19 protein-coding genes and 1 pseudogene are annotated in these 17641 nt (G+C 60.0%); 18 read left to right on the forward strand and 2 right to left on the reverse strand.

Going from position 1 to position 17641, the window contains the following annotated elements:
* The first annotated feature begins 37 nt into the window (after positions 1-37).
* The 13 genes from hemE to gspM all read left to right on the forward strand — a co-directional run bounded on the left by hemE (position 38) and on the right by gspM (position 12435).
* Positions 38-1105 carry a uroporphyrinogen decarboxylase gene (gene hemE, locus QMK54_RS01970; protein ID WP_110660865.1) on the forward strand — a complete coding sequence of 356 codons (1068 nt, stop codon included), beginning with the start codon at positions 38-40 and terminating at the stop codon, positions 1103-1105.
* Positions 1106-1378: 273 nt separating this feature from the next.
* Positions 1379-2845, forward strand: a complete 1467-nt coding sequence (gbpA, locus tag QMK54_RS01975) for an N-acetylglucosamine-binding protein GbpA (protein ID WP_110660864.1) — start codon at positions 1379-1381, stop codon at positions 2843-2845.
* Positions 2846-2903: 58 nt separating this feature from the next.
* Positions 2904-3458: a type II secretion system protein N gene (locus QMK54_RS01980; protein ID WP_320401957.1), complete on the forward strand. Its 555-nt coding sequence runs from the start codon at positions 2904-2906 to the stop codon at positions 3456-3458.
* Between the two features lie 8 nt (positions 3459-3466).
* Complete coding sequence (gene gspD / locus QMK54_RS01985) at positions 3467-5383, forward strand: type II secretion system secretin GspD (protein WP_223591749.1); 1917 nt, start codon at positions 3467-3469, stop codon at positions 5381-5383.
* A 3-nt stretch (positions 5384-5386) separates the two neighbouring features.
* Positions 5387-6859, forward strand: a complete 1473-nt coding sequence (gene gspE / locus QMK54_RS01990; protein WP_223591751.1) for a type II secretion system ATPase GspE — start codon at positions 5387-5389, stop codon at positions 6857-6859.
* A gap of 3 nt (positions 6860-6862) precedes the next feature.
* A complete protein-coding gene (gspF, locus tag QMK54_RS01995) occupies positions 6863-8071 on the forward strand; it encodes a type II secretion system inner membrane protein GspF (protein ID WP_223591753.1) in 1209 nt (402 codons plus the stop codon).
* 120 nt (positions 8072-8191) lie between these two features.
* Entirely contained in the window at positions 8192-8674 is a 483-nt protein-coding gene (gene gspG / locus QMK54_RS02000) for a type II secretion system major pseudopilin GspG (protein WP_223591755.1), read from the forward strand.
* Positions 8675-8677: 3 nt separating this feature from the next.
* Entirely contained in the window at positions 8678-9145 is a 468-nt protein-coding gene (gene gspH / locus QMK54_RS02005; protein WP_223591757.1) for a type II secretion system minor pseudopilin GspH, read from the forward strand.
* Positions 9138-9521 carry a type II secretion system minor pseudopilin GspI gene (gene gspI, locus QMK54_RS02010; protein WP_110661118.1) on the forward strand — a complete coding sequence of 128 codons (384 nt, stop codon included), beginning with the start codon at positions 9138-9140 and terminating at the stop codon, positions 9519-9521. The genes gspH and gspI overlap by 8 nt, the downstream gene beginning before the upstream one ends.
* Complete coding sequence (locus QMK54_RS02015) at positions 9514-10056, forward strand: type II secretion system protein GspJ (RefSeq protein WP_110661119.1); 543 nt, start codon at positions 9514-9516, stop codon at positions 10054-10056. The genes gspI and QMK54_RS02015 overlap by 8 nt, the downstream gene beginning before the upstream one ends.
* Positions 10053-10904, forward strand: coding sequence for a type II secretion system protein GspK (locus QMK54_RS02020; RefSeq protein ID WP_223591759.1), 852 nt, complete (start codon positions 10053-10055; stop codon positions 10902-10904). Before QMK54_RS02015 ends, QMK54_RS02020 begins: the two co-directional genes overlap by 4 nt.
* Positions 10901-12007 carry a type II secretion system protein GspL gene (gspL, locus tag QMK54_RS02025; RefSeq protein ID WP_223591761.1) on the forward strand — a complete coding sequence of 369 codons (1107 nt, stop codon included), beginning with the start codon at positions 10901-10903 and terminating at the stop codon, positions 12005-12007. The genes QMK54_RS02020 and gspL overlap by 4 nt, the downstream gene beginning before the upstream one ends.
* Positions 12004-12435, forward strand: a complete 432-nt coding sequence (gene gspM / locus QMK54_RS02030) for a type II secretion system protein GspM (protein ID WP_223591763.1) — start codon at positions 12004-12006, stop codon at positions 12433-12435. Before gspL ends, gspM begins: the two co-directional genes overlap by 4 nt.
* Here the strand turns inward: gspM and QMK54_RS02035 are convergent.
* Positions 12428-13708 carry an MFS transporter gene (locus tag QMK54_RS02035; protein ID WP_110661123.1) on the reverse strand — a complete coding sequence of 427 codons (1281 nt, stop codon included), beginning with the start codon at positions 13706-13708 and terminating at the stop codon, positions 12428-12430. The two genes, gspM and QMK54_RS02035, sit on opposite strands and share 8 nt — an antisense overlap.
* Before the next feature lie 118 nt (positions 13709-13826).
* On the opposite strand from QMK54_RS02035, the gene QMK54_RS02040 reads away from it, so the two are divergent.
* The 3 genes from QMK54_RS02040 to QMK54_RS02050 all read left to right on the forward strand — a co-directional run bounded on the left by QMK54_RS02040 (position 13827) and on the right by QMK54_RS02050 (position 15808).
* Positions 13827-14729 (forward strand): LysR family transcriptional regulator, encoded by a 903-nt coding sequence (locus QMK54_RS02040; protein WP_320401958.1) that lies wholly within the window; start codon positions 13827-13829, stop codon positions 14727-14729.
* A 513-nt stretch (positions 14730-15242) separates the two neighbouring features.
* Positions 15243-15497: a DUF6124 family protein gene (locus QMK54_RS02045; RefSeq protein WP_320401959.1), complete on the forward strand. Its 255-nt coding sequence runs from the start codon at positions 15243-15245 to the stop codon at positions 15495-15497.
* A gap of 71 nt (positions 15498-15568) precedes the next feature.
* Positions 15569-15808 carry a transcriptional regulator gene (locus QMK54_RS02050; RefSeq protein ID WP_320401960.1) on the forward strand — a complete coding sequence of 80 codons (240 nt, stop codon included), beginning with the start codon at positions 15569-15571 and terminating at the stop codon, positions 15806-15808.
* 85 nt (positions 15809-15893) lie between these two features.
* Here the strand turns inward: QMK54_RS02050 and QMK54_RS02055 are convergent.
* A pseudogene (locus QMK54_RS02055) lies at positions 15894-16032 on the reverse strand (beta-ketoacyl-ACP synthase); the annotation flags it as partial.
* 335 nt (positions 16033-16367) lie between these two features.
* Between QMK54_RS02055 and QMK54_RS02060 the strand changes: the two are divergent.
* On the forward strand, positions 16368-16868 hold the full coding sequence (locus tag QMK54_RS02060) for an Hcp family type VI secretion system effector (RefSeq protein ID WP_320401961.1): 501 nt from the start codon (positions 16368-16370) through the stop codon (positions 16866-16868).
* A complete protein-coding gene (locus tag QMK54_RS02065; protein WP_320401962.1) occupies positions 16861-17580 on the forward strand; it encodes a DUF4225 domain-containing protein in 720 nt (239 codons plus the stop codon). Before QMK54_RS02060 ends, QMK54_RS02065 begins: the two co-directional genes overlap by 8 nt.
* The last annotated feature ends 61 nt before the right edge of the window (positions 17581-17641 follow it).

The raw sequence follows: 17641 nt of genomic DNA on the forward strand, positions 1-17641 counted from the left end.
CTGAGAAAATGTCCGCACTTTTTTTCCGGATGCCGACATGACTGCCCTGAAGAACGACCGTTTCCTGCGCGCCCTGCTCAAGCAACCCGTTGACGTCACTCCTGTATGGATGATGCGTCAGGCCGGTCGCTACCTGCCTGAATACCGCGCCAGCCGTGCCAAGGCCGGCGATTTCATGAGCCTGTGCATGAACCCGGCGTTCGCTTGCGAAGTCACGATGCAACCGCTCGACCGCTATCCACAACTGGACGCGGCGATCCTCTTCTCCGACATCCTGACCATCCCGGATGCCATGGGCCAAGGCTTGTACTTCGAGACCGGCGAAGGTCCACGCTTCAGGAAAGTCGTCAGCACCCTGGCTGATATCGAAGCCCTGCCGATTCCTGACCCGCAGAAAGACCTGGGTTACGTGATGGACGCGGTCAGCACTATCCGTCGCGAGCTGAACGGCCGGGTGCCGCTGATCGGCTTTGCCGGCAGCCCATGGACCCTGGCGACCTACATGGTCGAAGGCGGCTCGTCGAAGGACTACCGCAAGACCAAGACCATGCTCTACGACAACCCGCAAGCCTTGCACCTGCTGCTGGACAAGCTCGCGCAGACGGTTACGAGCTACCTCAACGGCCAGATCATGGCCGGTGCGCAGGCGGTACAGATTTTCGACAGCTGGGGCGGCAGCCTCTCGGCGGCGGCCTATCAGGAATTCTCCCTGGCCTACATGAAGAAAATCGTCAGCGGCCTGATCCGCGAACACGAAGGCCGCAAGGTGCCGGTGATCCTGTTCACCAAAAACGGCGGCCTGTGGCTGGAAAGCATCGCCGACGCCGGTGCTGATGCACTGGGCCTGGACTGGACCTGCGACATCGGTAGCGCCCGCACCCGTGTCGGCGACAAGGTCGCGCTGCAAGGCAACATGGACCCGACAGTGCTTTACGCCAAGCCGGAAGCCATTCGCACCGAAGTCGGCCGCATCCTCGCCAGCTACGGTAAGGGCAGCGGCCATGTGTTCAACCTCGGCCATGGCATCACACCGGAAGTCGACCCGGAACACGCCGGTGCGTTCCTGCGCGCAGTGCATGAATTGTCGGCGCAGTATCACGAGTAACGGTCAGCGCCGTTTCCAGAAGCCTGTCCCGCCTCGTGCCGGACAGGCTTTTTTATGCCCGACAGAAAACTGCCCGAGTAAAGCGTTTCCTTTCTTGTCGGAAAGTCGAATGAGCAGACTTTTCCCGCTTGGTTCGATGATTACTCCTACATAGAACTCTTGGTCATCCCAGTAAGGTTCCAGACCCCTGTTCAGCGCAGCGTTGAACAATAACGAAGCAAACATCGCCGCCTGCAAGGCGCCTTGTTTTCAATAAGTAGTCTGGAATAGATCATGAAAATTACATTCCATAAGAGAAGTGCATTAACGGCCTGCACTTCATCGATGATCCTGTTATCGGCAATGTTGGCCTCTCAAACCGCTTCCGCCCATGGCTATCTGGACGTTCCGCCGTCACGCGCACTGGCCTGTCAGAAAGGCTTGAACACCAACTGCGGTGGCGCGCAGTACGAGCCGCAGAGCGTCGGTGAAACCTTCAAGGGCTTTCCGGCCGGCGTCGGCGGTGCTCCCATGCAGGGCCCGGTCGATGGCAAGATCGCCAGCGGCGGTCACGCGCTGTTTTCCGCCATGGATGCACAGTCCGCCACCCGCTGGCACCTGACGGAAATCAAGGATCGCAACATCGATTTCGAATGGCGTTACACCGCTGTCCATCCGGCTACCAAGCACGAGTATTTCATTACTCGCGACGGCTGGAACCAGAACGAGTCGCTCAAGCGCGCCACCTTCGAAAGCACGCCGTTCTGCACCGTCGATGGCGCCAACCAGTTGCCGACGTCGGGTGCCAAGCACAACTGCACCCTCCCGTCTGACAAGTCCGGCCAGCACGTCATCCTGGCCATCTGGACCGTCGGCGACACCGACGCCGCGTTTTACAACGTCGCAGACGTGAACATCCTTGCCGAACCGGACCTGCCGGGCGGTTGGTCTCCGGTAGGCAGTATTGCGCCATCGACCACGTTGCTGGTGGGTGACAAGGTCAAGGCCCGCGCGTTTACCGCCAAGGGTGAGAGTCCGGACTACAGCGTAGTCATCAATATCGATACCGCTGAGGAAGGCACACCGCAAAACTGGGCGTTCAAGCTGGCCGAAAAAATCAACCAGACCCACACCCTGGTTCGCGCCGGTATCCGTGACGAGAGCGGCGATGTTGTCCCGGTCAAGGGCACCAACCGCCTCTACGTGCAAAAAGAAAGCGGCGTAGTTCGCTACGAAGTGCAACTGGGCATGATGGAAGACGCCGCTGCGCGCATGGCGGTGGCCTCGCAGCAAGCCGAATACGTTCTGGATAAAGGCCGGGCCAAGGTCGAGTTCGGCATGATTTCGAACCGCCCGATGAACGTCGAAGCGACCTTGCTCGATCAGAACAACAAACCGGTAGGTGCCACGTCCGCACAAGTAGCCAGTGGCTCCACCTGGCTGTCTCTGGATGTGCGCAGCAATCCTGGCGCACACACACTGACCTTGGTCGGCACCACCCTGGATGGCCGCACCACCCGTCAGGACACCCAGACCACCCAGATAACCGGTGAAGGCGCGGGCATCGAATACGATTTCGTGTTCCCTGAAGGCATCAGCGGCTATACCGCCGGCACCAAGGTGTTGCAACCGAAGACCGACGAAGTCTTTGAATGCAAGCCTTTCCCTGAGTCGGGTTACTGCAAGCAGTACAGCCCTTCCGCCAGCCATTATGAGCCGGGTGCCGGTTCTCACTGGCACATGGCGTGGGACAAGTTGTAAGTCCTCGCAACTGGCTTCAGACGCCCTGGAAAAGGTCGCCTGAAGCCAGGTGCTTCTGTTGAGTAGCGAGTTGAAAATGAAGGTTCCGAGCTTCTCCGGACAGCGCTTTCGGGCATGCCTGATCAGCGCTTGCTGGCTCGTTTTGCCAGTGGGCGGCGCGGTGTTTCTGGCATGGCAGGAAAGGGATTTTCGCGAGCAAATGGCGTCACCGTCGCCCGACATTGCAACCCAGTTGACGGTGCCCACGCGTGAACCGCTCGAAACCGCATCGATTGCCATCGTGTTCGGCCTGACGACGCAGGCCGTACCGCGGCCTAGCGCCGAGCCGCTGACGTTGCAAGCGAGCTTTGTCAGCAGCGGTTTATCCAAGGCACTACTGGCCAATGCACAGGGTGCTCGTCTCTATCAGGTGGGTGAGCGCTTGCCTGGCGGCAGCGTCCTGCGTCGTATCGAGAACCACCAGGTTGCACTGTGGAACAAGGGGCGAGAAGAGCTGCTGACGCTCGTACCCCCAGGCGCACGTTTTCTGAAGGGACTCGAATCAGCCGTCGACTCCCAGCCGGTTTCCACGACCACGCGTTTTTTACGCCCGCTCCCCGGGCAACCAGAGTGAAGAATTTCATGACCAGCTTCGTCGGCGCGCATCGGTTGCGCTGCATACTTGTGCTTGCCGTTTTGGCGGCAGCAGCCTTTTCGGGCACGCTTCGCGCCGAAGAAAAATGGCAGCTGGCGATGAACAACGCAGAGCTGCGCGACATCGTCGAAGAGATCTCCGACATTCTGGGGACCACGGTGGTGCTGGACCCCAAAGTCTCCGGTCGAATCACCGTCATGTCCCGGCAGGCCCTCGATCGTGAAGGGGTGCGCCGGTTGTTCTATTCGGTACTCGACGCCCATCACTTTACGGTGATCGATGAGGGCGACCGGATTCTCATCACCCCGGTCGCCGAGGCCAAGACACGGGCCGGCCAGGGCACGGTAAAAACCACCACGGCGTCGCAGTTCGTAACCGAAGTCATAGGCCTGAATACCAGCAGCGCTTCCGACATTGCCGGGCTGGTACGGCCGCTGGTCTCAGCCAATGGTTATATCGGTCCTTCGGTGTCGGCCAACGCCTTGGTGCTGACCGATACGGCCGCCAATGTGAAACGTATCGCCCGGGTGATCCGTGAACTGGACTTGGGCCAGAGCAACCCGCCTGCGGTGGTTGAGCTCAAGCATGCCCAGGCGCGCGATGTCGCGCCGGTGATCGAGGCCTCCATGGGCAAGCGCAATGCCGAGTCAGCGATACAGGTATTGGCCGACACCCGGACCAATCGCCTGATTTTCATTGGCCCGCCGGTCGTTCGCCAGCGCTTGATCGAACTGGCCCGAGGTCTCGATACGCCGGCCACCACCACGCTCGACAATGCCCGGGTGATTCGCCTGCGTCACAGCGATGCCAAGCAGTTGGCCGAGATTCTGGAGTCGATGGGGCAGGGCAGGAAGCAGACATCCGCCGTCGGCAGCGCCAAGGACACGTCCGGCGGTGCAACCTTCATGATCAAGGCCGATGAAAGCCAGAACGCGCTGATACTGATCGCCGAGCCGGCGCAGGTGCGCACCATCGAAAGCATCGTGCGTCAGCTGGACCAGCCACGGGCCCAGGTATTGATCCATGCCGCCATCGTCGAAATTTCCGGCGACATCGCCGAGGCCGTCGGCGTGCAGTGGAACCTCAACACGGGTGACGCCAAGGGCTTCATAAACTTTCCCGGCACCGATATTCCGATTGTCGGTGGGCTGAGCTTCGACGAGAAAAGATCGGCGCCGGAAGGGGCGATCCTGCAGCTGGGCGGCGACCGCTTCGGTGCGCTGATTTCGGCCCTGGCCCGCAACACCCACAGCAACCTGCTGTCCACGCCGAGCCTGTTGACCCTGGACAATCAGGAAGCCGAAATCATCGTCGGCCAGAACGTGCCGTTCAAGACCGGCTCCTATGCCACCAACAGCAACGGCGCGGAGAATCCGTTTACCACCGTCGAGCGCAAGGACGTCGGCATCAGCCTGAAGATCAAGCCTTATATCAACGAGGGCTCGACGTTGCGCCTGGAGGTCGAGCAGGAAGTGTCGGACATCGCACCGTCGGTGTCGGGCATTGATTCCTCGGACCTGATCACCAACAAGCGAGCGCTCAAAAGCACCATCCTCGCCGACGATGGCGAAATCATCGTGATCGGCGGCCTGATCAGGGACAGCGTGCGCACCCAGAAAAGCGGCGTGCCGCTGTTGCGGGACATTCCCTACCTCGGCGCGATGTTTCGCTGGAGCCGTGACACCCAGACCAAAAGCAACCTGATGGTGTTCTTGCGGCCGACCATCGTGCGCAGCAAGGAAGACCTGTCCCAGGTCAGCCAGCAGCGTTACAACGCGCTGCGTGACTTGAGCAAATCAGGGGCGGGGGAAAACAACTCGTTGTTGCTGCCATCCGAGGCACGCGGGTTGTTCGAACCGGCCACGGATGCGCCAGTGTTCGATTTGCGCAGCAAGGCGCAGTAATCCATGAGCGAACCCTGCGAGCAATTGCCCTTCGGCTTCGCCCGGCGTTTTGGCGTGTTGCTGGAGCATGACGGCGCGTCGCTGCGCCTTGCCATGCGCAGCGACGCGCCGCTCACCGCCTTGGCGGAAGCGCACCGGGTGTGCGGGTCGACGCTGCCGATTGTCATCGTCGACGGCGAAGAATACGCCTCGCGCCTGGCAGCAGCCTATCGCGAGGGGCAAAGCGCGGTGGAGCAGGTAGCCCAAGGACTGGACGAAGAACTGGATTTGCTCAGCCTGGTCGATCAGGTGCCGCAAACCGCCGACCTGCTGGAGCAACAGGGCGATGCTCCGATCATTCGCCTGATCAACGCGCTGCTCGGTGAAGCAGTGCGCGAGCACGCCTCGGACGTGCACCTGGAAACCTTCGAGCAGTATCTGTCGGTGCGCATGCGGGTGGATGGCCAACTGCGAGAAATACTCAGGCCCAAGCGTGAGCTGGCGACGCTGCTGGTGTCGCGGATCAAGGTCATGGCGCGCCTGGACATCGCGGAAAAGCGCGTGCCCCAGGATGGGCGAATGGCCTTGCGCCTGGCCGGGCATGAAGTCGATGTGCGGGTCTCGACGCTGCCTTCGGCCCACGGTGAACGGGTGGTGTTGCGCCTGCTCGACAAGCAGGCCGGGCGCCTCGACCTGCATCGGCTGGGCATGCCGGACGATACCCTCGCGGCCTTGCGCCAGTTGTTGCACAAGCCCCACGGCATCCTGTTGGTGACCGGGCCGACCGGCTCCGGCAAGACCACCAGCCTGTACGCCGCGCTGAGCAGTCTGAATGACCAGACCCGCAACATTCTCACGGTCGAAGATCCGATTGAGTATCACCTGCCGGGTGTCGGCCAGATGCCGGTCAATCCGAAAGTCGACATGACCTTCGCCCGGGGCCTGCGGGCGATTTTGCGTCAGGACCCGGACGTGGTGATGGTCGGTGAAATCCGCGACCGCGAAACCGCCGAGATCGCAGTGCAGGCGTCCTTGACCGGGCATCTGGTGTTGTCGACCTTGCACACCAACAGTGCGGTTGGCGCCGTCACGCGGTTGGTCGACATGGGCGTCGATGCCTACCTGTTGGCGTCCTCGCTGGTGGGCATCCTGGCCCAGCGCCTGCTGCGCACCTTGTGCCCTCATTGCAAGGTTTCGTACATCGCTGATGCGGCGGCCTGTCGGCGCCTGGGGCTCGACACCGCCACGCCGCACACCCTGTTCAAGGCCTCGGGCTGTGAGCACTGCCAGCACGGCTATCGCGGGCGCATCGGCATTTACGAACTGATCAGCGTGACACCCGGCGTCTCGGCGCTGATCCATCAGGGCGCCAGTGAACAATTGCTGATTGAAGAGGCGCGCAAAGCTTCGCGCAGTCTGTTTCGCGACGGGCGTCAACGGGTGCTGGGCGGTATGACCAGCCTCGACGAATTGCTCCGTGTGACGCAGGAGGACTGATCAGTGCCGACCTTCGATTATCGCGCCCACGATGCCCAAGGCAGTTCCTGCAAGGGGCGGCTGGAAGCCGATGGCCCCCGCCATGCGCGGCAACTGTTGCGTGAACGTGGCCTGTGGCCGCGAGCATTGAGCGAAGTGAAAGTCAGCAACAGCTCGGGCAAACAACCCCGTGCCGGGCGTCTGAGTGCGGCTGATCTGGCACTACTGACCTTGCAACTGTCAACGCTGGTTCAGGCCGGGTTGCCGCTGGAAGAAGCACTCGAAGCGGTGGCAAAACAGAGCTCAAAACGCAAGGTCGCAGGCCTGCTCTCGGCAGTCAGGAGCCGGGTGATGGAAGGCCAGGCCCTGGCCTCGGCACTGGGGCAATTTCCCAGGGCCTTCCCCGAGTTGTTCCGTGCCACCGTGGCCGCCGGCGAACGCTCGGGGCATTTGGGCCATGTGCTGGAGCAATTGGCGGCCTACACACAGGCCCGCCAGGCCTCGCGGCAAAAGATCCAGATGGCCCTGGTGTACCCGTTGATCCTGATGCTGGCCAGCACGGCAATCGTCGGTTTTCTGCTCGGCTATGTGGTGCCGGATGTGGTGAAGATCTTCGTCGACAGCGGCCAGCCATTGCCCTGGCTGACCCAGGCATTGATCGGCGTGAGCAACGGGCTGCGTAACCATTTCCTGTTGTTGATGAGCGTGCTGGCCACGCTGTTCGGCCTGTGGCGCTGGAGCTGGCATCAGCCGCAGTGGCGCCTGCGCTGGCATCGTTGGGTGCTGAATGCGCCAGTCATCGGTGAAGTGCTGCGTGCCATGGAGGCTGCGCGGTTTGCCAGCACCCTGGCGATCCTCGGTAAAAGTGCCGTGCCGTTGGTCGACGCACTGGAAATTGCCGCCGCGGTCATCGGCAACCTGACCATCCGCGCGCGGATGGTCGATGTCGCTCGTACCGTCCGCGAGGGCGCAACGCTGACCCGTGGTCTGGAACAGAGCGGCGACATCCCGCCGATGATGCTGCACATGATCGCCAGCGGTGAACGTGCTGGCGAACTCGACCGCATGCTGGCCCGGGCCGCCGAACAACAGGAAAGCAGCCTCGCCGCGCGCATTGCACTGGTGGTGAGCCTATTCGAACCGGCCATGCTGGTGCTGATGGGCGGCGTCGTGCTGCTGATCGTCATGGCCATCCTGCTCCCGATTCTCAGCCTCAACCAATTGGTGAATTGATCCATGCAACCTGTCCGCAAAAACCTCCGTTCCCAGTGCCAAGCTGACCCATCAAGACAACGTCGAGACGAACGCGTGGCGAGGGAGCTTGCTCCCGCAGGCGCGCGCAGCGGCCCCGAAATGGGACGGCTACGCCGTCCAACGGGAGCAAGCTCCCTCGCCACGGGCGCGGTGTCGCGCCAACGCGGTTTTACCCTGATCGAAATCATGGTGGTGGTGGTCATCATCGGCGTGCTGGGGGCCATTGTGGTGCCGCAGTTCATGAGCCGCCCTGATCAAGCCAAGGTCACCGCCGCCAGAATCGATATCCAGGCCATCGCTACCGCCCTGGAAATGTATCGCCTCGACAACACCCATTACCCTTCGACCCAGCAAGGCCTGGAAGCGTTGGTCAAGCGTCCCTCGGGACTGCCCGCGGCACGCGGCTGGAACCCGCAGGGTTACCTCAAGAGCATGCCGGTCGACCCGTGGAGCACGCCTTATCAATACATCAATCCGGGTGTGCGATCGGCCGATGGTACCTACGACCTGTATTCCCTGGGTGCCGATGGCGTGGCGGGTGGGGAGGGGTTTGCCGCCGAAATCGGTAATTGGGGTCATTGAGCCGTGGGCTACCGTTGCCGGGGATTCACGTTGTTGGAGCTGATGATCGTGATTGTCATGGTCGGCTTTTTGCTGGGCATGGTGACCTTCGCCGGTGGGGGCAATCCCGCGCGCAAGGTCAGGCAGGAGGCTGAGGCGATGGTGCAGGTGATCCATCAATTGCGCGAGCGTGCGGTATTCGAGGGCCAGGAGTACGGCTTGCGGCTGAGTACCGATGGCCACCGGGTGATGCGCAAGGGTGTTCATGGATGGGAGCCGGTGAAGGAACTTGCTGACTGGCCCCTGAGTGTGCGGGTGCGTTTTCGGCATGACGGCTATGCGGTAGACCTGGACGCGGATGAAGGACCGCCGCAATTACTGATATTCAGCAACGACGAGACCAGTGTCTTCACCCTGACGTTTGAGTCCAGCAATGGGACCTGGCTAAGCCTGTCCGGAGATGGCCTCGGCGAGGTGGCGATCGATGGTTAGCCGACCCTCCTGGTCGTCCATGGGCGGTTTCACGTTGCTGGAAATCATGGTCGCCTTGGCGATCTTCGCAACATTGGCGGCTGCCGTGCTTTCAGCCAGTCAATACGTGGTGAAGCAGCGCGGCGCCGTTGAGGCGCGGCTGTTCGCGGCGTGGCTGGCGGACAACCGGCTGAACGAGTTGCGTCTGCAACCCGGACTGACGACCGGGCAGCAACAACGGGTGGTGTCCATGGATCAGCGAGACTGGCTGCTGGATCAGCACATCAGCGCCACCCGCGATCCGCGTTTGCTCCAGGTCGAGATTCAGGTCAGTCCTGTGAACAGTGCGCATGCGTTGCATCGTGCCAGCGCCTGGATACTCGCGGGCCATGAGTAGGCAGCGCGGGTTCACCTTGCTGGAGCTGGTCATCGCCCTGGCCATCTTCGCCGTGCTGGGGCTGGCCAGTTGGGGCTTGTTCGATAGCGTGGTGCGGGTGCAACAGGGCGCGACGGCCCACGAGCGAGAACTCAGGAGCCTGCAACGAGCAGTGGCGGTGATCGAGCGGGATCTGCTGCATGTCACAACCCAGCCAATGGTGCTCGCACCGCCGCTTTTGCAGTTCCAGCGCAGTCACTGGCGCAATCCCCTGGACCAACCGCGCAGTGAACGCCAGGCCCTGACGTATCGACTCGACGGTGGCGTGCTGTGGCGTGAAAGCCAGGGGGAAGGCTCAGAACTCGTGCAACGGCAAAAACTGCTCGAAGGCGTTCGCGAGTTGAGCTGGCGTCTGTTCGACAGCGAGTCCGGCTGGGTCGCTCATTGGTCGGCCGGGCAGGACGCGAAGGCGCCCCAGGCGCTGGAGGTGCACGTCTCGGTCGGGCGCTTCGAATCGATCCGTCGGGTGTTGCCGATGCCGGGTGCATTGCCATGAACGGGCAGCAACGCGGCATTGCGCTGATCAGTGTATTGCTGGTTCTGAGCCTGGCGTTGCTGATCACCGGTGGCCTGTTGCGCAGTCACCACCTGTCGCTGCAAAGCAGTGGGCAACAGTTGCAGCAACTGCAGTTGCGGCAACTCGCATCGGGCGGGGAAACCTGGGCGTTGATGCTGTTGCGCGACGCGTTGCAGGACGCGAAAAAACCCGTCGAACGCTTGCAAGGCTGGACTGACATGGCGCCTGATTTCGAGGTTGACGATGGGCAGATCCGCATCGATATCGATGACCTCGCCGGGCGCTTCAATCTCAATGCGTTGTTACGCCAGGGCCAGGTGGATCAGGTCACCCTCAACCGTTGGGCGCGTCTGCTTGAACTGCTCGAACTTCCTCCTCTGCAACTGAGTCAGGTCGGGCCATTACGGGAGCTGAGCCAGCTGCGCTTGCTACCTGGCATTGACGCTCACCTGTTGCAGCGGCTGGAACCCTGGGTGGCGCTGCTGCCCACCGACGTCGCCTTGAACATCAACACCGCACCGGCGCTGCTGTTGAGAACGCTCGGCAAGGTGGACGCCGCGACCGCCAACGCGCTGGCGCTTCAGGCCACAACAACGCCCTGGACGAGCGTCCAGGCGTTTACGCAGGACCCGTTGCTCTCCGGACAGGGCTTGAGCAGTCACGGACTTGGCACCCATAGCCGCTGGTATCGGATCAGCGTGCAGGTGACCCGGGGCGGGCGCGCACTGCACCTGGCCACGGATGTCGGGCACGACCCCGAGACTCAACAGCTGTCTATGTTGCAGAGACGTTTTCTTCCCATGAGTACCCACGAGAGACCGCGATGAACACTTGGCTTTACCTGACCGCCGAGGGCCAGGATGCGCCATCGAGCCTTTGGCCCTGCGTCCTCTGGTCGCCAACCGGTCAACGCCAGCCGATGCCCCTGAATCAGGCCGCTTCGGCATTGCAGGGGCAGGCAGTCGATGTGCTGCTGCCCATGGAAATGTGCGCCTGGGTTCGCAGCGAGCCATGGCCGGCGCGGCGCGGACCCGAGGCCCAGGCCATCGCCTTCGCCGTGGAAGATCAACTGAGTGAAGCGCTGGAGAGGGTGCATTTGAGCGTTGGCGCTCGTGATCGTGACGGCTGCTACCCGGTCATGGTCATTGATCGCGAACGGTTGGCCGCCGTGCTCGCTTTGCTGCGTGAGGCGGGTGTTGAGGTGCGCGGGGCGTTCGTCGATGCCGATGTGTTGTCCGGCGATCAGCCTTGCGGTACCTGGTGGTTCGGTCGTTGGTTGTTGGGTGGCGGTCTGTCGGCGCGCCTGGCGCTGTCGCAGCAACACCTGGCACTGCTCGCCCCGTCCTTACCCAAGGACATGCAATGGCTGGACGAACGTGAGGCCCCCGCTGTCATCGACCAATGCCTGAGCGGTCGTCCAGCCCGGGCCATCAACCTGCTGCAAGGCGCATTCGCCCCGCGCGGCAAACGTCTGCCCTGGCGTGCCGGCGGGTGGGCGCTGTTGATGCTGGCGCTGTTGACCTGGGGGGCCAGCGAGACGCGGATCCGCTTCCTCGACAGCGAAGCTCACCGCCTCGCCACCCAGAATGAACAGCGGTTCAAGGCGCTTTACCCGCAACAGGGCCGCATCGTCGACATGGCTGCGCAACTCAAGGCCCTGCAAAACAGGCCTGTCGAATCGCAAAATACCCGGATTGCCGGACTGGTCCAGTTGATTGAACAGGTGGTTGGCGCCAGTCCGGTCGAGGTCCAGCGTATCGAGTTTCGAGCAGGCGAAGGCTGGAAAATCCAGCTGACCGCCAGCGGCTTTGCCGAGCTGGAGCAGTTGCGCGAACGAGGACGACAGCAAGGTATGCCCATCCGGCTCGACAGCGCGAACAAAGCCGCTGACCGAGTGTACGCCACCCTCACCGTGGAGGACGAGGCATGAAACAGATGTGGCTTGGAATTTCCCCGCGAGAGCAGCGGCTGTTACGGGTGTTGGGCGTCTTTTTGCTGACGGTTGTGGCTTTCAGCCTGATCTGGCAACCGACCCGGCAGCGCCTGGAAACAGTCGAGCGACAATATCAACAGCAAATGGCGCTCGCCGCGCAACTGCAGCAGGCGTTACCGCACAGCCATGCCCCCGTCGACAGCGCTCAACCGCTATCGCTGCGCATCAGCGAAAACGCCGCGGCGGTGGGGCTGGAGATCCGTCAGATGGAGAGCGAAACCGATCTGCTGCGCGTGACCCTCAGTGGTAACGCGCAGCCCTTGATGCAGTGGCTCGACGGCATCGAGCGCGACGGTGTCGCGTTGCAATCGCTGACCCTGGAAAAACGTGACGATGCCCTGGAGGCGCGACTGGTGCTCAAGTAGCCGAGGTGTGCTGAGGCAACAACGGCAACTTCGCCAGTTTCAAGGCCGTCAGCAGCGCAATCACCAGCAGCGTGCCGATGAACAGCCCGATCCCGTTCCACCCGCCCATGTGCCAGAACACGCCACCTGCCGTTCCGGCGATGCTCCCACCGGCGTAATAGCTGAACAGGTACAGCGACGACGCCTGCCCCTTGGCCTTGGTGGCGCGGCGGCCGATCCAGCTGCTGGCCACCGAATGGGCACCGAAGAAGCCGAAGGTGAACACCAGCATGCCGATGATCACCAGCGGCAGCGGTGTGAACATCGTCAGGGCCAGGCCGGCGATCATCAGCGCGATGGTGCTCCAGAGCACTTTGCGGCGACCGAGTCTGTCGGCCAGCGAGCCGATTTTCGCCGAGCTGTAGATGCCCGACAGGTACACCACCGACAGCAACCCGACGAAGGCCTGTTCCATGTGGTACGGCGCGGCCAGCAGGCGATAGCCGATGTAGTTGAACAGCGTGACGAACGCGCCCATCAACACAAAGGCTTCGAGAAACAACAGCGGCAGGCCGGCGTCGCGAAAGTGCATGGTGAAACCGTCGAGCAGGCTGCGCGGGTGCAGCGAGCGGGCGCGGAAGTTGCGCGACTCCGGGAGGATTTTCCAGAACACCGCCGCTGCAACCAGCGCCAGGCCACCGATCACCAGCATCGCCGTGTGCCAACTGACGAAGTCGATCAATACCCCGGTGATCAAGCGTCCGCTCATCCCGCCAATCGCGTTGCCACCGATGTACAAGCCCATGGCGAGGCCGATGTGCTGTGGGTGGATCTCTTCGCTCAAGTAAGTCATCGCAACCGCCGCCAGGCCGCTCAACGACAATCCAATCAGCGCACGCATCAGCAGCACACCGTGCCAGCTCGGCATCATCGCACTGGCCATGGTGCACAGCGCAGCGGCGAACAGTGCGGCCACCATCACCGGTTTACGCCCGATACGGTCGGAAATCGGGCCGGTGATCAGCAGGCCGATGGCAAGCATGCCGGTGGCGATAGACAGGATCAGGCTGCTTTGCGCCGCGTTGATGGAATATTCGTGGGACAGCAGCGGCATCATCGGCTGTACGCAATAGAGCAGGGCGAAAGTCGCGAAGCCGCCGCAGAACAACGCCAGCACCGTGCGCATGAACGCCGGCGTACCTTTTTCGATGTAGATCTCCGCCAGCTCAGCGGCGATAGCGTCCGGCGCTGAAGGTGAAACTTCATGGGCGAGTGGGGCGACAGCAGTTTTCACGGGGGACCTCGGAGGACGCAGCCGGTCAGGCAATGAAAAAAGCATATAGCTGGCTAATGATTCAATCCAATATATTGTTCGACCTGTTTGATAGCTTTTACGACCTAATGGGGTTTCCATGGAATTGCGTCATCTGCGCTACTTCATCGCCGTCGCCGAAGAACTGCACTTCGGCCGCGCCGCACAGGTGCTGGGCATCTCGCAACCACCGCTGAGCCAGCAGATCCAGGCGCTGGAACAGGAAGTCGGCGCACGCCTGTTCGAGCGTACCAATCGTCGGGTCGAGCTGAGCGAGGCTGGCCGGCTGTTTCTGCAAGAGGCGCGGCTGGTGCTGGCGCAGGTCGACAAAGCGGCGGATGTCGCGCGACGGGCGCAACTGGGTGAGTTGGGTGAGCTGAAAATCGGCTTCACCTCGTCGGCACCCTTCAACTCGACCATTCCCCAGGCGATTTTCTCTTTTCGTCAGCGCTTCCCGGCGGTGCACCTGAACCTGCGGGAAATGAGCAGCACCCAGGTGGCCGATGCGCTGGTGGACGAGTCGATCGAAGTCGGCATCATGCGCCCGCTCGGGCTACCGGAATGCCTCAGCGTGGTCGAGTTGATGCGCGAACCGCTGGTCGCGGTACTCAGCTCCAAGCACCCGTTGGTAGAGGGCGGCGAGGAAGGTTTGTTCCTGTCAGCCCTGGCGCTTGAGCCCTTTGTGTTTTTTCCGCGCAGCTATGGCAGTGGCCTGTATGCGCAGTTGCTCAGCCTGGCGCGGGATGCCGGCTTCACTCCGCATTTTGCACAAGAGGCTGGAGAGGCGATGACCATCATTGGGCTGGTGGCGGCAGGGCTGGGTGTGTCGGTGATGCCGGCGTCTTATCAGCGGATGCGTATCGATGGTGTGGTCTATCGACCGTTGCTCGATCCGGCGGCGGTGTCGGCGGTTTGGCTGGTGCAGCGCAAGGATCAGAAATCGGCGATGGCCAAGGCGTTTGTTGAACTGCTGACGCGCAAGGTCGAGCCGCTGCAACCGTGACGGCTGCGCCGTCAATCGCGGGCAAGCCCGCTCCCACAAGGATCTGCGGTGTGAACACAATGTTGGCCACATTGCAAAACCCTGTGGGAGCGGGCTTGCCCGCGAAAGCGCCCGCAAGGACACCACAAAAAACAGCTGTCAGCGGAGGCTGTGTCAGAAATTTCACCGCCGCTAGTGGGACATTTCCGAAATCCCTCAGAGAGGCTACAGCGCCTTGCGACGTTGCCTTCAACTACTCCAGAATCCGCCGGCTTGTGCGCTTTGAGGGGCATCGCTAACTTGATTCGTGTCACTGATTGTCAGTGATCGGGTTTAGCAGCCCGTGTTTTCGCTAAGTGCATTTGCGCTCCTGATAGGCAGGTATGTCTGTACCTGCCCTTGACGGTAGCTGTGCGCAGGGCGCCCTCGGGCGCGCCGGTTTGGCGAAGACCCGGTCTGCTAACCTGCGTACAGCTGCCACCCTTTTGATCAGTAACGATACGGTGTCGGCTCCACTTTTCTGGGCACTGAATCATGACCAAAAAAGCAAAACAATCGCCGGACACTCCACGCGAACCCAGCAATATCTTCTTGATCGCCCCGGATATCGACAACCACACCCTGCTGGAATACGCCTGTGTGTCGCTGGCATCAGCCAATGTCATGGCGAGCGATTTCGCGAGGAGTCTGAACGGGTCGCAGAGCAACACCCTGCTGGGGATTCAGCAGTCGATCATGCTGGGGGAGCTGGCGGTGAATCGGGTGCTGGATAACCTCGATCCACCGTAAACCACCCAATTGAATGTTCCAATTCGGGGTTACGATCAATTCGAATTAAGTTGAGCAACGCGGAGTAGATCATGACAGGCCAATTTCGCCGTTGGGATTCCGCCGAATACCTAAAGACCGAAGAGGACTTGGCTGATTATCTGAAAGCTTGTTTGGAAGTAGGGGAAGAGGATCCAGAATTCGTCTTCAAGGCACTTGCGACAATTGCGCGTGCTCGTGAATCAAACCCAACGTTTCCGAAAGGAGCTTGTGAGACTCTGAGGATCCTGGGCAACCAGCCATCACAGAGCCAGGCAGGTAAAGGGCGATGACAAGCCGACCTCTTTGTTAAGGAGCGTCGAAAGGCGCTCTTTGGCGTTTCTGGCCTTACATCCAGCGCTTGAAAATCAGTTTCAGGCGGAGAGTGTGCTGGCCGTCGGCATTGCTGCCGAGTCCGACGAGCTCGGCTTGGATACGGGCGCCTGCACCAATGCGTGTTTCAGTTCTTTGAGCACCGGAATGCCGCTACCTTACCGATCACCAGACCGCCGCGTCCCTAATCTTAGGGGTGCAGGTATTTTGTATAAACTCTATCTAAGTGGCGTATAGGTAAGTTTCTTACGTAGCAGTTGATTTTTATTAATGATGGAGTTGTTTGTCTGTGCAGTTAAATGAACTTAGGAGCTTGCTGTAGGAATGTTCTCTTGGTGGTGTGGGGGTTGTCTGAAAGTTATAGGGTTGCACTGGCTATAGGCAGGATTTGTTTGACGGCTGATCCCTGTGTCGGCAATGTTTAGAGCTTGGGTGTGTGACATATTTGTATATTTGTTAGGAGTGGCTGCTTTAAATCCTTGTAAGAGGATGTGCGGCTGACTCAAAGGAGTGAAGGGCATGGCAAATCTCAGCTACATGACTATTACCGGGAAAAAACAAGGTTTGATTTCCGCTGGCTGTTCCAGTCAGGACTCTATTGGGAATAAATGTCAGGCCAGCCATGAAGACGAAATTATGGTGCTGGCTTACTCTCATAATATGGCAGCTGGTAATGATGGAAGCACTTTTGGTGGCCGTGGGAAACATATGCCGGTCATCCTTACAAAAAACATTGATAAATCTACGCCGTTATTAGCTAGTGCTCTTCATGAAGGCGAAGAAGTTGAGTGTAAAATCAATTTCTACCGCACTTCACCCGTTGGTGGTCACGAAAAATATTTTACTGTATCGCTAAGTGGTGGACGTGTTGCCAATATAAGTGTTCAGGTGCCGCATGCTATTCATATGGGTGACGCGCAGCCACAGGAACTTGTGGCCATCAGGTATCGGGAAATTTCCTGGGTGCATCACAAAGCAAGTACAAGTGCCTATAGCTCTTGGGACAACGAATATGAGTGATCAGCCATGTGATGTAAATGATGTAGCCAAAGCAGCTTCTGATCTAGTTGCATTAGGGTGTACGGTTGGCGCTACGAATTTCTATGATGGCACCACTCAGCTTCAGTTTGGCGCAATCATATCTAATTATGTGAATGAAATTATAAAGGATGTGAATGACGGGGTAATAAGTGCTTGGGATGGAGTGCAAGAGATAAGGAGAGAACATGCCGATCTTGCTTCCAAGGCTCTTTTTTATGCTCAAAACGGAGTTGGGGTTGTTGCAGGGGCCATGCAGGTTGAAGTAGGAGTTGCCATTACGGGGGCTTCATATGGATTGGCAGCACCGCTCGGTGCATTTTTCGTCGCGCATGGAGTTAATAATATTTACGAAGGTGGGATGAATATTTATAACGGTCCTGCCGCACAAGCAGTACGGGGACCTACTAGGCGCGCCTATGCATCATTTATGGGGGATGATTATAAGGGGGATGTAGCATATGGAACCATCGACTTGATTTTGTCTGCTGGCGGTATGATGCGGCCAGTACGCAAGGTGGATTCTGTACAGCTTTTCAGGCGAGATCCACTGAATTACGAGTCGGTCTACCAGCAATCTGGCAAGTTGGCTTTGTTTTTTGAGGCGCTAGTTGATTCAATTACAATTAATTCTATGGTTTCAAAGAATGGGTCGGAAATGGAAAGCAAGTGGCATCGTGAGGAGCGACGGTGATTACCAGATCTTACGAAGTCTGGGAATATAAAAGCGCAAACTCGCGGTAACAATTATAGTG

Origin of the sequence: Pseudomonas sp. P5_109 (assembly GCF_034009455.1) — a bacterium.
Lineage (GTDB): Bacteria > Pseudomonadota > Gammaproteobacteria > Pseudomonadales > Pseudomonadaceae > Aquipseudomonas.